This is a genomic window from Ruegeria sp. CDSA236, from assembly GCF_059611285.1.
The window spans coordinates 56,679-72,177 of record NZ_JBXWPG010000002.1 but is presented as its reverse complement, the minus strand read 5'-3'; the positions used below and the strand labels follow the sequence as shown (position 1 = coordinate 72,177).

Below are 15,499 nucleotides of genomic sequence, written 5' to 3'. Positions count from 1 at the left end.
AGAAGTTCCTAGCGTGAAGCATCTGCTGAATAGGAGTTCTGCCATGGACGATTCGAGCCCCTTCACCGCACCCGCACAGCCAACGGCCACGCGGCCGCTGCTGGGACAAACCATTTTGGTTGTTGAGGACAGCCGCTATGCCTGCGACGCTATCCGGTTAATGTGTTTGCATTCGGGTGCGCGGATCAGGCGGGCCGATTGCCTGAAGTCCGCCCGGCGCCATCTTCAGATCTATCGACCTTCGGTGATCTTGGTGGATATGGGGCTGCCAGATGGCTCTGGCGCTGATCTGATTGCCGAACTGGCCATGACTACGCCCCGGATCGGAGCGATTCTGGGCATGTCAGGCGACGACAATTCAAAAACCCTTGCGACAGAGGTTGGTGCGGACGGGTTTCTTGCCAAACCGCTTAACTCACTGTCCTATTTCCAGTCGTCTATTCTGAATTGCCTACCTGAAGACCGCCGCCCCTGCACGCTCCACGCCGTTCGGGATGAGGTGATATGCCCCGATCCTATGGCCTATCAGGACGACATGGCACATATTGCCGATGTTCTGGCCGGACCGAATGACCATCGGTCACTGGACTATGCGGCCCAATTCCTGCGCGGAGTTGCCCGTGATGCGGAAGATACGGTTCTGGCCGAAGCCGCCCAGCAGTTGGCAGCCTCACGCGCCGCTGGTATGCCCATCACCGCTCTGACAGCCCAAGTTGCGGGAATAGTGCAGGCCCGTCTGGAACAGCGCGAGGCTATCTGAAGTGACAACCGCATATCTAATTACCGCATCGCTCCTTTGTCTGTGGGCATACAGACAGACACGCGTCAGCGCGCGTGACATTCGGAACAGCCGCGAGAGGAAAAAGGACCATTTCCTGTAAACCCGCTAACAGCGAATTGGGAATGGGTTGAAAACAGAAAAACCCGCCACAGGCGACTGTGGCGGGTTTTCTATCAGTCCTGAGGGATAATCCGCAGGCCCAACTCCATCAGCTGGTCCGAGGCCGGGTCGGACGGTGCCTGCATCATCAGATCCTCGGCACGCTGGTTCATCGGGAACATCATGACTTCGCGGATATTGGCTTCATCGGCCAAAAGCATCACGATCCGGTCGATACCAGCTGCACAGCCACCGTGCGGCGGGGCACCATAGTGGAAGGCGTTGAACAGCGCGCCAAAGCGGGATTTCACCTCATCCGCGCCATAGCCAGCCAGCTCAAAGGCCTTCAGCATGATCTCGGGCTTGTGGTTCCGGATCGCGCCCGAGACCAGCTCGTATCCGTTGCAGGCGAGGTCATATTGATAGCCGCGCACATCCAGAGGATTGCCGTTCAGCGCCTCCATCCCGCCCTGCGGCATCGAGAAGGGGTTGTGTTCAAAGTCGATCGCACCGGTTTCTTCGTCTTGCTCATAGATCGGGAAATCGACGATCCAGGCAAAGGCAAAGCGGTCTTTCTCAGTCAGGTTCAGTTCATCACCGATCACATCGCGCGCCCTGCCGGCCACCTTTTCAAAGGCTTTCGGTTTGCCGCCCAGGAAGAACGCCGCGTCTCCGACGCCCAGACCCAGTTGCTGGCGGATCGCCTCGGTCCGTTCAGGGCCAATGTTTTTGGCCAGTGGACCGGCGGCCTCCATCCCTTCGCCCTGATCGCGCCAGAAGATATAGCCCATACCGGGCAGACCCTCTTTCTGGGCAAAGGCGTTCATACGGTCGCAGAACTTGCGGCTGCCACCCGTCGGCGCAGGGATAGCGCGGATTTCGGTGCCATCCTGCTCCAACAGCTTCGCGAAAATCGCGAACCCAGACCCGCGGAAGTGGTCGGAGACCACTTGCATTTTAATAGGATTCCGCAGGTCGGGCTTGTCGCTGCCATACCACAGGGCCGCGTCCTTGTAGGAAATCTGCGGCCAGTCCTGATCGACTTTACGGCCGCCGCCGAACTCTTCGAACACGCCGGTCAGAACGGGCTGAATCGTGTCGAATACGTCCTGCTGCTCGACAAACGACATCTCAAGGTCAAGCTGGTAGAAATCGGTGGGTGAGCGGTCGGCACGCGGATCTTCGTCGCGGAAACAGGGCGCAATCTGGAAATACTTGTCAAAGCCCGACACCATGATCAGCTGTTTGAACTGTTGAGGAGCCTGCGGTAAGGCATAAAACTTACCCGGGTGAAGACGTGACGGAACGAGGAAATCGCGCGCGCCTTCAGGCGAGGACGCCGTGATGATTGGCGTCTGATACTCGCGGAAGCCCTGATCCCACATCCGGCGGCGCATCGAGGCAACAACGTCCGAGCGCAAGGTCATATTCTGCTGCATCACTTCGCGGCGCAGGTCTAGATAGCGATAGCGCAGGCGCGTTTCCTCAGGGTATTCCTGATCGCCGAACACCATCAGCGGCAGCTCGTCAGCGGCGCCCAGTACTTCCAACTCGCGCACGTAAACTTCGATCTCGCCCGTGGGCAATTTCGCGTTCACCAGATCAGCGGCGCGCGCTTTGACTGTGCCATCGATACGGATACACCATTCCGAGCGGACTTTTTCCAGTTCGGCGAATGCCGCGCTGTCGCCGTCGCACAAAACCTGTGTGACGCCGAAATGATCGCGAAGGTCGATGAATAGAACGCCGCCGTGATCTCGGACCCGATGCACCCAGCCAGACAGGCGAACGGTTTCACCGACATTGGCGGCGGTCAGAGCGGCGCAGGTGTGGCTGCGATAGGCGTGCATGGATCATATCCCTTCGGGCGCAGAATTGGTCGGGCCGATACACCGCGTCAGACTGGGAAAGTCAAGGCAAGTCGCACCGTCAAAACGGCCTTTGCACGTTGCCTGAGTAGAAATAGATGCCCAGACCCACCGCAAAGATGATGTTCCCCGCGATGGCATGCAGCAGAACCGCATAGAAAAACGATCCGCGTTTGCGATAGGCCCAGGTAAACAGCAACCCTCCGGCAAATGTCATCAGAGCTACGATCCAGCTCCAATACATCAAATGCGCAAGCGAGAAGAGCGATGCATTCAGCAGATAAGCTGTGCGTCCATTGGGCAGGATTGCGTGGTAGCGACGAAAGAACAGCGACCGGAACAGCAGCTCTTGCGGCAGGGCGGAAACGAATGGGTAAAACACCCAAATCATCGCCAGCAGCTCGGGTTGGTTGTGCAACAGGAAAAAGGCAGCTTCGGGACGGGTCAGTCGTACTAGCGCAACACAAAACAGGGTCATTCCCACAGCAAAGCCGGCGACTTCCGGCCAGGACCAGTTGCGCCAGTTATATCTCAATTCCGCCCAGGCAAATCCGTGCGTGAAATGCAACAACACGATCCCGATGGCCGTAAAAGTAAACAGCGATGGAAACATCCAGTTTGGCGGGAAAAGTACGGCGATCAGCACAGGTATGGCGACGAAGAACAAACCGAATTCCAGTCGCAACCAACGGGAAGGTGCTGCGGCTTCAGCCCAATCGGTTTGCCTGTTCACAGTACCGCCAATTCTGCCCAGATCAGGCCTCGCAAGGAATTGCCCATCCAGAACCTTTCCGCGCTTTGCAGGTCGGTCATGGTCAGCACCGCCTCGCTGACTTTATTATTTTCCAGCAAGTCTTCGCGCAAGATCCCGGGAAGCAAGCCGGAGGACAAGGGCGGCGTCAGGCAACGACCATCGGGCATGTCCAGAAAGATGTTAGTGATGGTGCCCTCGCACACTTCGTCACGCTCATTCAGAAACAGCCACTCATCTACGCCCTCTGGCAGTGCCACCCGGGCCCGGTCATAAACATCGCGCTGCGTCGTCTTGTGCTGCAACCAGATATCAGAGGCAGCAAGCCTCGTATTGGAAACTGCGACCCGCCAGACGGACGGGTTATCCGCCAGTGCACCGGTTGTCACGCCAAACCCGCCACTGATGTCCATCGTCAATCGACAGCGCAATGAGGTTGAACCCGCAACTTGGTCGAGCGTTGCAATCGCGCGCCCTGCATCGAAAGGAAGCCCCAATGCCCGTGCCGAACGCTCCATCCGGGCTAGGTGTTTTCCAACACGCACAAACCCGCTCTCTGGCCGGAATGCCAGCGTTTCGATCAGACGGAAGTCAGGGTCAGCTGGTGGGCGAAACGTGCCTTCCATAGCGCTTCCTCATATTCGGATGGGGCTGTGCTGTCCCAGACAACGCCCCCACCCACATTCAGCGTGGCCTTGTTGCCCTCGACCATCAGCGTGCGAATAGCCACGTTGAACTCGGATCGCCCGTCTGGCGCGGCCCAACCGATAGCACCACAATAGATATCGCGTGGCCAGGGTTCGAGATCGGTCAAAATCTCCATCGCGCGAATTTTGGGCGCGCCTGTGATCGAGCCGCAGGGAAACAACGCGTTTAGGATATCGGAAAGTTCTGCCCCAAGATGCAGCTGTGCCTGCACCAGCGAGATCATCTGATGCACGGTTGCATATGTTTCGACCTTGAATAGCTCGGGTACCTTTACGGACCCCGGCAGCGCAACCCGGCTGATGTCATTGCGCAGAAGGTCAACGATCATGAGGTTTTCAGCGCGGTTCTTCTCGTCTCTCGACAAGAAATCGCGGCGGCGCGCGTCCTCGGCCATGTCTTCGCTGCGGGGTTGTGTGCCCTTCATCGGGCGGGTTTCGATCGTCCGATCTGCACCGGTGCGAAAGAACAACTCTGGCGAGCGGCTGAGCAAATCGGGCAAATCATCCTGCTGAACCAGCGCTCCGTGACCGACCGGCTGGCCCACAGCCAACGCCGCATAAAGCGCGGCGCTATCCCCTTGCAATGTCAGGTCAATGGGGAACGTCAGGTTGGCCTGATAGATATCCCCTGCCCCGATCGCATCGTGGACCAGCTGAAAGGCGCTTGCATATCTTGCCTCGTCCCAGCGCGGTGTGAATTCGGCAACACCGCCTAGGGGTGCGGGCAGATCGCATTGGCCTGGCGCATCATAGGCACCGAAACACAGCAGTGGCAGGCGGCGGTCAGTAGGCATCCGGTCCAACAGGCGGGGTTCCAACGCATATCCAAGCTCATAGCTTGCATAACCGGCCAGCCAGGCCCCATCCGCGCGTGCCTCATCCAGCGCCGCCAAAGCCTGTGGCACGTCTTCCGCTTTGTCTGCGCGGATCACCCGGTCTGGCCGTTCGAAATAAGTTCCCGATCCGGCCGGCCCCTGATCAAAACGAATACGCACGTGCATCCTCATTTGTCGTGCTGCGCGGTATAGACAATACGGCGGTAAGGGAAAGAGGGGAAAGCGGCAATTTCGCCCCTGTTTCCGATACCTCTTGAACCTTTTGGCGCGGTCCCTATAACGCAGAACAATTTGGGCACGCGGGCGGTGCCCTGACTCGCAGTTAACCGAAGGAAACAGGCTATGCCGAGAAGAACCGACATCCAGTCGATCATGATCATCGGGGCGGGCCCCATTGTCATCGGTCAGGCCTGCGAATTCGACTATTCAGGCGCACAGGCCTGTAAAGCCCTGCGCGAAGAAGGATACCGGGTCATTCTGGTAAACTCAAACCCAGCTACAATCATGACCGATCCCGGTCTGGCCGATGCCACTTATATCGAGCCGATCACGCCCGAAGTTGTCGCCAAGATCATCGAGAAAGAACGCCCCGACGCCTTGTTGCCCACAATGGGTGGGCAGACCGGACTGAACACCTCACTTGCACTGGAAGAGATGGGCGTACTGGACGAGTTCGGTGTCGAGATGATCGGTGCGACCCGCGACGCCATCGAAATGGCCGAAGACCGCAAACTATTCCGCGAAGCGATGGATCGGCTGGGCATCGAAAACCCCAAGGCCACCATAATTACCGCCCCCAAGCGCGACGACGGCTCCACCGATCTTGATGCTGGCGTCCAGATTGCCTTGGGCGATCTGGAAGACATCGGCCTGCCTGCCATCATTCGCCCCGCCTTTACCATGGGCGGCACCGGCGGCGGTGTGGCTTATAACCGCGAGGATTATATTCACTTCTGCCGCTCGGGCATGGATGCCTCGCCGGTAAACCAAATCCTCGTCGATGAGAGCCTGCTAGGTTGGAAAGAGTATGAGATGGAGGTTGTACGCGACACGGCCGACAACGCCATCATCGTCTGTTCCATTGAGAATATCGATCCGATGGGTGTGCATACCGGCGACTCGATCACCGTGGCCCCTGCCCTGACACTGACCGACAAAGAATACCAGATCATGCGCAACGGCTCCATCGCCGTTCTGCGCGAGATTGGGGTCGAGACTGGCGGTTCGAACGTACAATGGGCGATCAACCCCGAAGACGGCCGAATGGTCGTGATCGAGATGAACCCCCGCGTGTCGCGTTCGTCCGCGCTGGCGTCCAAGGCGACCGGGTTCCCAATTGCCAAGATCGCGGCCAAGCTGGCTGTTGGCTATACGCTGGACGAGCTGGACAATGACATCACCAAGGTCACGCCCGCCTCCTTCGAGCCAACCATCGACTATGTCGTGACAAAAATTCCGAAATTTGCGTTCGAAAAGTTCCCCGGCTCTGAACCTTACCTGACCACGGCGATGAAATCGGTGGGTGAGGCCATGTCCATTGGCCGCACGATCCACGAATCGATGCAAAAGGCGCTGGCTTCGATGGAATCCGGCCTGACTGGCTTTGATGAAGTGGAAATCCCCGGCCTGAACGTTGGTGTCTGGGACGAGGTCAGTGACAAAGTCGCGGTGATCAAAGCGATCAGCAAGCAAACCCCCGACCGTCTGCGCACCATCGCGCAGGCCATGCGTCACGGTTTGACCGACGATGAGATTTTTGGGGTCACCAAATTTGACCCTTGGTTCCTGGCCCGAATACGCGAGATCATCGAGGCCGAGCGTCAGTTGCGCAAAGACGGCCTGCCGGTGACCGAAGAAGGTATCCGCAGGCTGAAAATGCTTGGTTTTACCGATGCGCGCTTGGGCAACCTGACAGGCCGTGACGAAGGCAATGTACGCCGCGCCCGCCGCAATCTGGGTGTTAACGCAGTGTTCAAACGCATCGACACTTGCGCTGCCGAGTTTGAGGCGCAGACGCCCTATATGTACTCGACCTACGAAGCCCCTATGATGGGTGATGTTGAGTGCGAGGCGCGCCCGAGTGACCGCAAGAAGGTTGTTATCCTGGGCGGCGGACCCAACCGGATCGGTCAGGGGATCGAATTCGACTATTGCTGTTGTCACGCCTGCTTCGCACTGACCGATGCGGGCTATGAGACCATCATGATCAACTGTAACCCCGAAACGGTTTCGACCGACTATGACACTTCAGACCGGTTGTATTTCGAACCGCTAACTTTTGAACACGTGATGGAAATCCTGACGAAAGAACAGGAAAACGGCACGCTGCACGGTGTTATCGTTCAGTTCGGTGGTCAGACCCCGCTGAAACTGGCCAACGCGCTGGAAGAAGAAGGCATTCCGATCCTCGGCACCACGCCCGACGCCATCGACCTGGCCGAAGACCGCGAGCGGTTCCAGGCGCTTGTCAATGATCTGGGCCTGAAACAGCCCAATAACGGCATCGCATCGACCGACGAGCAAGCGCTGAAAATCGCCGAGGATATCGGCTTTCCGCTGGTGATCCGTCCCTCCTATGTTCTGGGTGGCCGCGCGATGGAAATCGTGCGCGATATGGACCAGCTGCGGCGCTATATCAACGAGGCCGTGGTGGTCTCGGGCGACAGCCCTGTGCTGCTAGACAGCTATCTGGCGGGCGCGGTTGAACTGGATGTCGACGCGCTGTGCGACGGCACGGATGTTCATGTCGCAGGCATCATGCAGCATATCGAAGAGGCCGGCGTGCACTCGGGCGATAGCGCCTGTTCGCTGCCACCTTACTCGCTGTCGAAAGAAGTGATTGGCCGGGTCAAAGAGCAGACCTTCAAGCTGGCCAAGGCGCTGAACGTTGTCGGCTTGATGAACATTCAATTCGCGATCAAGGATGATGATATCTACCTGATCGAGGTCAACCCGCGCGCCTCGCGTACCGTGCCCTTCGTGGCCAAAGCGACGGACAGCGCCATCGCCTCAATCGCCGCGCGTGTGATGGCGGGCGAGAAGCTGGCGGATTTCCCACTGCGCCCTGCATACAAAACCGTGGACGATACCAAGATCGCCGACCAGATGACGCTGGCCGATCCGGATATGCCGTGGTTCTCGGTGAAAGAGGCGGTTCTGCCCTTCGCCCGGTTCCCCGGCGTCGACACTATTCTGGGGCCTGAGATGCGCTCGACCGGAGAAGTCATGGGCTGGGACCGAGACTTTCCCCGCGCCTTCCTCAAAGCACAGATGGGTGCGGGAATGGTGCTGCCATCCTCGGGACGTGCGTTTATTTCGATCAAGGATGCCGACAAGACGCCTGCCATGCTTGAGGCTGCACAGGTTCTGGCCGCGCAGGGCTTTGCCCTTGTCGCCACCCGCGGAACGCAAAGCTGGCTGGCCGAGCACGGTATTGCCTGTGATCTGGTCAACAAGGTCTATGAGGGCCGTCCTGACGTGGCTGACATGCTTAAAGATGGTCAGGTACAGTTGGTGATGAATACCACCGAAGGTGCACAGGCGGTCGAGGACAGCAAGGCCATCCGGTCCATCGCGCTCTATGACAAGATCCCATATTTCACCACCGCCGCCGCCAGCCACGCTGCCGCGTTGGCGATAAAGGCGCAGGCCGAAGGTGATGTCGAGGTCAGGTCCCTGCAAGGCTGACCTTCTCCCACTACACCAGAATAAAGCAAAACCCCCGGTCCATGACCGGGGGTTTTTCATTTAGACAACCGGCTGCGGTGGTTTCTTGCGCCGTTCCTCCGGCAGGAAGAACACCATGTAAAACACGGGGGCAGCCACCATGGTAAGGACCGTGGCAAAGGCCAGACCTCCCATGATGGTCACCGCCATCGACCTGAAGAACGCATCCGTCAACAACGGAGCCATACCCAAAATCGTCGTGATTGCGGCCAGCATCACCGGGCGCAAACGCGAGACCGAAGCCTCGATGATCGATTCACGCAGCCCCTGCCCGGTTGCACGTACCAAATCGATCTCTTCGACCAAAACGATACCATTCTTGATCAGCATCCCCGATAGGCTAAGCAGTCCCAGTAGCGCCGTAAATGTGAACGGCAGACCCGTGCCCAGCAGACCGATCACCACTCCGTTTACCGACATCGGTACCAACAGCCAGATAATGATCGGCTGACGAATGGCGTTGAATATCAGCACCGAAATCAGAACCATGATCAACAGGCTCAACGGCAACTGACGACCCAGGCTTTTATTTGCATCGCCAGCATTCTCGAACTCTCCACCCCATTCCAGTCGATAGCCCGCTGGCAGCTCCATGCTTTCGATGGCTGTGCGGACTTCGGAATGAACCTGCGCAGCTGTCAAATCCGGCGGGATGTCGGCCCCTACCGTAATGGTCAGCACACGATCCCGGCGGTGAACCAGCGTATTGAGTGCCTTATATTCGAACCTGTCGACCATCTGCTCAATCGGTACGAATTTCTGCGACTGGTCCGAGAATACAACCTGATCCACGATCGAATAATCCCCGTCCACCGGGCGGCGCAAGATGATCGGAATCAGGCGGTCGCGCTCGCGGAACACGCCACCGGTGATCCCATCGGTCGAGAATTGCAGAGTCGCCGCGATATCTTCGCGCGACACCCCTGCGGTCTGCGCCCGTTCGGTCGCATAAATTGGCTGGACAGCCAGCCCTTGTTCGCGCCAGTCGTGATAGACGTTCAGCGCATTTGGCGAGGCCGCGCGCATCGTCTGCACAGCCTCATTCGCAAGTTGCCGAAGCACCGCCGGATCGCTTCCCGAGAAACGGGCCTGAATTGGATCACCGCCGCCAGGACCAAAGACCAGCCGCTTGGTGCGGAACTTGCCTTCGGGGAACTGCGCCGAGCCAAACGCCTCGAGATCCGCCCGCAAAGCCGGAATGTCATCCAATGTTTCCGTCCGGATGATCATGTGACCGTAGCTGGGGTTCGGTTTTTCCGAAGAGTAGGTCAACAAAAAACGAGTTGCTCCTTGCCCAACAAATGTCGTGACAGATACCACATCGTCCCGATCCGCCAGCCAGTTTTCGAAAACAGCCATATCCTCGGCGGTGCGCGCAATGGGTGTGCCCTGCGGCAGGTTGTAATGCACGAAAAACAGCGGCGTATTCGAGTCTGGAAAGAACTGTTGTTTGACCAAACCAAATCCTGCGAAACAGACCACGGTAATGCCCACCAGCATTGCAATCACCATCCAACGGAACCGCAGCGCCCAGTTTAGGATCGCGCCATAAACACGGAACATGATCCCGCCATAGGCATCAATTTCACCTTCTTTGCCCTGCTTGAAGAAATAGTGCCCAAGCATCGGAGTCACCGTCAGCGCCAGGGTCCAGCTCAGCAGCAGCGATATCCCGATAACAGCAAATAGCGAAAACAAGAACTCGCCCGTCGCATCAGGGCTAAGACCAATCCCGGCAAAAGCCATGATGCCAATCACCGTTGCTCCCAACAGCGGGATTTGCGTTTTGGCCGCAGCCTCATCCGCCGCATCACGCGAATTCTTGCCGCGCAGCATTGCAATCTGCATTCCTTCGGCCACCACAATGGCGTTGTCCACCAACATACCCATCGCGATGATCAATGCGCCCAGCGAAATTCGTTCCATCTCGATCGAGAACAATGCCATGAACAACAACGTGCCAACCACGGTCAGCAACAGAGTTGTTCCCACAACCACAGCCGCGCGCCAACCCATGAACAGGGCCAAAACCGCAACAACAATAGAGACCGACAGCGCGAGGTTCACCAGAAAGTCGTTCGAGGCCTGCTCAACAACGACGTGCTGCTGGTAAATCGGCAGGATTTCGACACCATAGGGGATCTGAGGATCCAACTCGGCAAATTTCGCGTCAGCACGCTTGCCGACCTCAACGATATTATCAGTCGAAAGCCCAGCGATACCCAGAGTGAAAGCTTCGGTCCCGTTGAACCGGATGATGACATTAGGATCGGTTAGGCGACCACGATGTACATTCGACATATCGAACAGGTTGATAACCTGGCCCTGCGATCCAACAGAAAGGCCAGCAATGGCGGAAACCGTATCGGACCCTTCGGCGGTTAATATCGCGGTCCGGCCATCTTCTGATCGCAATGACCCCGACGAGTTTACCGAATCCGCATTTGTAATCGCGTCGGTAAGCGCCTGCAGAGGCACGTTCTGGTTCACCGAAATAGACAGGTCGGGTTCGATAAAGATCGCCTCTTGCGGCAGGCCCATCACCTCGACATCCGCGACACCGTCAACCGTCAGTAGTTCGCGCCGAAGAAATGTGGAAAGCTCATGTTTTTCAGCGTCCGAGAAGCCCTCGGCCGTGACCGCATAAAACAAGCCAAACACATCGCCAAACCCGTCATTGACCAGCGGTTCACCCACCCCCGATGGCAGCTCCCGTGAGGCGTCACGGACCTTGGCGCGCAATTTGGTCCAGATCTCCGGCAGCTCGGTCCCATCATAGGCTGAGTTAATCTCGACCTCGATCAGCGAAAAACCGGGCTGGTTCACTGATGTGATTGTCTTGACCTCGCCCATCTGCTGGATAGCGGATTCCAGTGGCTCTGAAACCTCCAGCGCCACTTGTTCAGCCGTTGCCCCCGGATACTGGGTTGCGATGACGGCGTTTTTGATTGTGAAGGCTGGATCTTCCAGACGGCCAAGCGACAGAAATCCCCAGATACCGCCGAACAAGGCGATCAGGATGACCAGCCATGTATAGATAGGGCGATCAATGGATGCGCGTGCGATGTTCATCAATCCGCCCCTTAGTTGGCAAGACCGGTAAAGCGGCGCACCACCTGACCGTCAATCAAAACGTCACCGCCGGCGACAACGATTTCTTCCCCGTCACTTAGGCCGTCCAGTACGTTGACATCACCGGTTTCCGTGGGCTCGATGGTAACGGGGACGCGGCGCAGTGTCCCTTGGTCAGCCCCAGTCGGAGAAAACACCATTACGCCCAGCGCCCCTTCGACATCGGCCACAATGGCTGTAGGCGGAACAAAGATTCCCCGTTTCTGGTCCTTGACCCGAACGGTCACAGTAGCCGACGAACCAGGCAGAATTTGCAGCCCTTCAGGCGGTGTCAGTCCAAATTGGATGCGGAAGGTTTGACCGACACTTGAAGATTCGGCGTCGAATTCGCGGATCTGAAGCGGGAAGACTTCGTCGCTCACCGGAAATTTCGCGGTGATGGTGATGTCATCCTGCTGGCCCGACCGTTGAAACAAAATTTCGGGTACGTCGACCTCAATCCGAAGTTCGGACATATCATGGATGCGCACGATCGGGGTACCTGCGGAAACAGTGGTAAAGGCCTCGACCGCCCGGCTGGACACCAGCGCGTTAAACGGTGCCGTCAATGTCGCCTGTTCCAGGTCGTAAAGCGCGTCACGCACAGCGATATCAGCCAGTTGCGCCGCAGTCTCAGAGTCGTCCACAGCCACTTGGCTGGCCGCAGTTCCCCGCAGCCGAGACAGGCGGGCCAGTGTCCGATCCGCCTGATCTTTTTGCAGAACGGCACGATCATAGCGGCGCTGGAACGGCTCACGATCCAGCTCGGCGATCAGCTCACCCTTGGGGATGACAAATCCTTCAGCCACTGGCATTTCAACAATCTGTCCAGCCACCTGAAAGGCCAGATCAACCGTTTGCCGCGCAGCGACGCGACCAAAGAACTGACGTGTGAACCCAGGCGTGGTTTCCTTTACCACCATCAGCTTTACCGGCTTGGCAGCTTCTTCAGCCATGATTGAGCTGGAGAGAAAGATCAGGGCCACGCCCAAAGCAGAGATCAGTTTCATTTCTTCAGTCCCTCGGGAATTCCAGTTTTCAGTATGTTTTCCCGGATCTTCCGGGCCAGTCTTGCGAATTCTGCGGTTTCATCTTTGTTCAGTCCGGACGCGCGCTGAAACAGGGCGCCCGCTTGGGCTACAAGCATCTGGCGTGTTTCTGTGCCTTTTTCGGTCAAAACCAAAAGCCATGCACGGCGATCCTCTGGATCGCGTTCACGTCTCAGATAGCCCGCTTTTTCCAAGGCATCGGCGGTCGACGTGATTGTCGAAGGAACTGACAGCATGTCAGCCGCCAAAACGCCCATGCGCCTGGGCTGATCCAATTTGATCACCATATGGCATTCCTGATGGCTCAGCTCTATTTCGATGGCATCGAAGCTCTCCTCGAGCTTCCAATAGAGCGCATACACACCCATCATCGCCTGCATCTCGGGGCTTAAGCGATGCAACAGAGTGTTATGATCATGGGCCATGGGATGATTCCTTGCAGAATTTGACGCGTATATACTTCGAAAAACGAACTATTCAAGAACTGAAGCTCAATTTCCAACCAAGCTTAACATTCCCTCGGGTCAATCTCTCTTGAACAATACCAATCATAACGGCATTTTAGGTGAATCCAGAAATCCAGGACCCAACATGTATACGCCAGCAATCACCGGCTCGGGTGTTTTCACGCCAGATAATGTCATTACGAATGCCGAGCTCGTTTCGGCCTTCAATGCATATGCCGACAGGATGAACACCCAGAACGCAGAGGCGATTGCCGCTGGTGACGTTGAGCCGATGCAGCATTCGTCTGAAGAGTTCATTCTGAAGGCCTCCGGAATCGAGAACCGCTATGTGATGGATAAAGCGGGCGTTCTGGATCCCGACGTGATGCACCCGCTGTTTCGTCAGCGCTCTGACGATGAACCTGGCATCATGACCGAAATGGCCGTTGACGCCTGCAAGAAAGCACTGGCACAGGCTGGGCGCAACGGGGACGATGTTGATCTGGTAATCTGCGCGGCTTCGAATCATGAACGGGCTTATCCTGCAATCGCGATCGAGATCCAGCAGGCGCTGGGATGCAAAGGGTTCGGATTCGATATGAACGTTGCCTGTTCTTCGGCCACGTTCGGCATTCAGGCGGCGGCGGATATGGTCAGGTCCGGTTCGGTCAAATGTGCGCTTGTGGTAAACCCTGAGATTTGCACGGGCCACCTGGAATGGCGTGACCGTGATTGCCACTTTATTTTTGGTGACGTGGCAACGGCCACCTTGATTGAACGGATCGAGGATGCGACCGGACCGCATTTCGAGATTTTGTCGACCAGCTGCGCCACGGATTTTTCTAACAACATCCGAAACAATAATGGCTTCCTGCGTCGCACTCGGCCAGAGGGATTGATCGACCGCCGCGATATGCAGTTCATGCAAAACGGCCGTAAAGTGTTCAAAGAGGTTCTTCCAATGGTCAGCAAACACATTGCCGATCACATGGACGCCGAAGGGATCAGCAACGCCGATCTCAAACGTCTTTGGCTGCATCAGGCGAACAAAACGATGAATGATTTCATCGGTAAAAAAGTCATGGGCCGCGAGCCCGCCCCCGGAGAGCAGCCAAACATCCTGCAAGACTATGCGAACACGTCCTCGGCAGGGTCGATCATCGCATTTTCGCAATACTCGGACGATTTCACCGATGGCGAGATCGGCCTTATCTGTTCCTTCGGAGCGGGGTATTCCGTGGGTTCGGTAATCGTGAAACGGCACGGTTAAGACAACACTCCGCGCAACTACAAATTCGTACAAGAAAACCGGGCTCATTCTACCCGGCTTGGTTGTTTGATCCTTGTTTCAGCACTGGCATCACCCCGTCAGGCGGCAAGCGGCAAAAGCCCCAGCATGCGAGCGTTCAGATCGGGTCAAGCTTGACCTAGCATGTCATGAGTATCGGTACGCACACCAAACTGGATCAAGACACGCAGCTTCCCTTGCCTCAGCTCACGCTTTCTTCTTCCAGGTGCAGCTTCATCTCGATCAGAACATGCTGCAGCAGGCTGGTTTCCTTCAACAGGCGTTTGGCCTCGTTCACCGTGATGATACCGTCTTCGATAGCAGACTGGTATTCGGTCATAAGCATGGCAAAGCGTTGGCTCAACGCGATGACATCCGAATTCACACCTCCGGTGCGAGGAGCGTCCGTGTTGCGGCCATCATATGACAGCGTAATGTTCTTGAGGTCGGCCAAAGCCGACGTCACATGCGGAAAGTTGGCCACCGCTTCAAGGCGAGCAACTGCATCAACCGGCATGAACCGATCAGCATGTTCTGCATTATCTGAATAATATCGGCCAAGCGTGGCTTTGGATTTACCCGTGATCTCGCACGCGGACTCAATTCCAACGTCCTTGACCAACGCTTCGGTGTGCTTTTTGAGATAGGCCCCGATATCTGCCATGTTTTTACCTTTGCTACCTGCCTTCCCCACTACATCTGCCATTGCGGGGGAAAGGGAAATGAAATTTCCCATACCTGAGTCATAATTGAAATGCGATATGTTGGCTATCCCTCAGATATGCGAGGGTTTTGTGAGTGAGTGGCGGCAATAATGCCGGTAGCGAGTGATAGCGG

Annotated in this window: 11 protein-coding genes; 3 read left to right on the top strand and 8 right to left on the bottom strand. The window is 56.9% G+C overall.

What is annotated here, in order from left to right; translation table 11 throughout:
* The first annotated feature begins 43 nt into the window (after positions 1–43).
* Positions 44–760, top strand: coding sequence for a response regulator (locus AC2FLB_RS04320; RefSeq protein WP_496708709.1), 717 nt, complete (start codon positions 44–46; stop codon positions 758–760).
* A gap of 194 nt (positions 761–954) precedes the next feature.
* Here the strand turns inward: AC2FLB_RS04320 and aspS are convergent, their stop codons facing one another.
* The 4 genes from aspS to AC2FLB_RS04300 form a co-directional block, all read right to left on the bottom strand.
* Positions 955–2,730, bottom strand: a complete 1,776-nt coding sequence (gene aspS, locus AC2FLB_RS04315; RefSeq protein ID WP_142636592.1) for an aspartate--tRNA ligase — start codon at positions 2,728–2,730, stop codon at positions 955–957.
* 79 nt (positions 2,731–2,809) lie between these two features.
* Complete coding sequence (locus AC2FLB_RS04310; protein ID WP_496706671.1) at positions 2,810–3,481, bottom strand: CPBP family intramembrane glutamic endopeptidase; 672 nt, start codon at positions 3,479–3,481, stop codon at positions 2,810–2,812.
* A complete protein-coding gene (locus AC2FLB_RS04305; RefSeq protein WP_496706673.1) occupies positions 3,478–4,125 on the bottom strand; it encodes an aminotransferase class IV family protein in 648 nt (215 codons plus the stop codon). The genes AC2FLB_RS04310 and AC2FLB_RS04305 overlap by 4 nt, the downstream gene beginning before the upstream one ends.
* Positions 4,080–5,207 (bottom strand): aminodeoxychorismate synthase component I, encoded by a 1,128-nt coding sequence (locus AC2FLB_RS04300; RefSeq protein WP_142636586.1) that lies wholly within the window; start codon positions 5,205–5,207, stop codon positions 4,080–4,082. Before AC2FLB_RS04300 ends, AC2FLB_RS04305 begins: the two co-directional genes overlap by 46 nt.
* Positions 5,208–5,384: 177 nt before the next feature.
* Between AC2FLB_RS04300 and carB the strand changes: the two genes are divergently transcribed.
* Entirely contained in the window at positions 5,385–8,729 is a 3,345-nt protein-coding gene (gene carB, locus AC2FLB_RS04295) for a carbamoyl-phosphate synthase large subunit (RefSeq protein WP_496691002.1), read from the top strand.
* A gap of 60 nt (positions 8,730–8,789) precedes the next feature.
* On the opposite strand, the gene AC2FLB_RS04290 is transcribed toward carB, so the two are convergent.
* The 3 genes from AC2FLB_RS04290 to AC2FLB_RS04280 are packed head-to-tail and all read right to left on the bottom strand — an operon-like array spanning position 8,790 to position 13,353.
* Positions 8,790–11,840, bottom strand: a complete 3,051-nt coding sequence (locus AC2FLB_RS04290; RefSeq protein WP_496708708.1) for an efflux RND transporter permease subunit — start codon at positions 11,838–11,840, stop codon at positions 8,790–8,792.
* Between the two features lie 11 nt (positions 11,841–11,851).
* Positions 11,852–12,889, bottom strand: coding sequence for an efflux RND transporter periplasmic adaptor subunit (locus AC2FLB_RS04285; protein ID WP_271949243.1), 1,038 nt, complete (start codon positions 12,887–12,889; stop codon positions 11,852–11,854).
* A complete protein-coding gene (locus AC2FLB_RS04280; RefSeq protein ID WP_185956678.1) occupies positions 12,886–13,353 on the bottom strand; it encodes a MarR family winged helix-turn-helix transcriptional regulator in 468 nt (155 codons plus the stop codon). Before AC2FLB_RS04280 ends, AC2FLB_RS04285 begins: the two co-directional genes overlap by 4 nt.
* A gap of 166 nt (positions 13,354–13,519) precedes the next feature.
* Here AC2FLB_RS04280 and AC2FLB_RS04275 point away from each other — a divergent pair, with 166 nt between their 5' ends.
* Positions 13,520–14,644 (top strand): beta-ketoacyl-ACP synthase III, encoded by a 1,125-nt coding sequence (locus tag AC2FLB_RS04275; RefSeq protein ID WP_496708707.1) that lies wholly within the window; start codon positions 13,520–13,522, stop codon positions 14,642–14,644.
* 220 nt (positions 14,645–14,864) lie between these two features.
* On the opposite strand, the gene AC2FLB_RS04270 is transcribed toward AC2FLB_RS04275, so the two are convergent.
* Complete coding sequence (locus AC2FLB_RS04270; RefSeq protein WP_142636888.1) at positions 14,865–15,326, bottom strand: hypothetical protein; 462 nt, start codon at positions 15,324–15,326, stop codon at positions 14,865–14,867.
* Positions 15,327–15,499 lie beyond the last annotated feature (173 nt).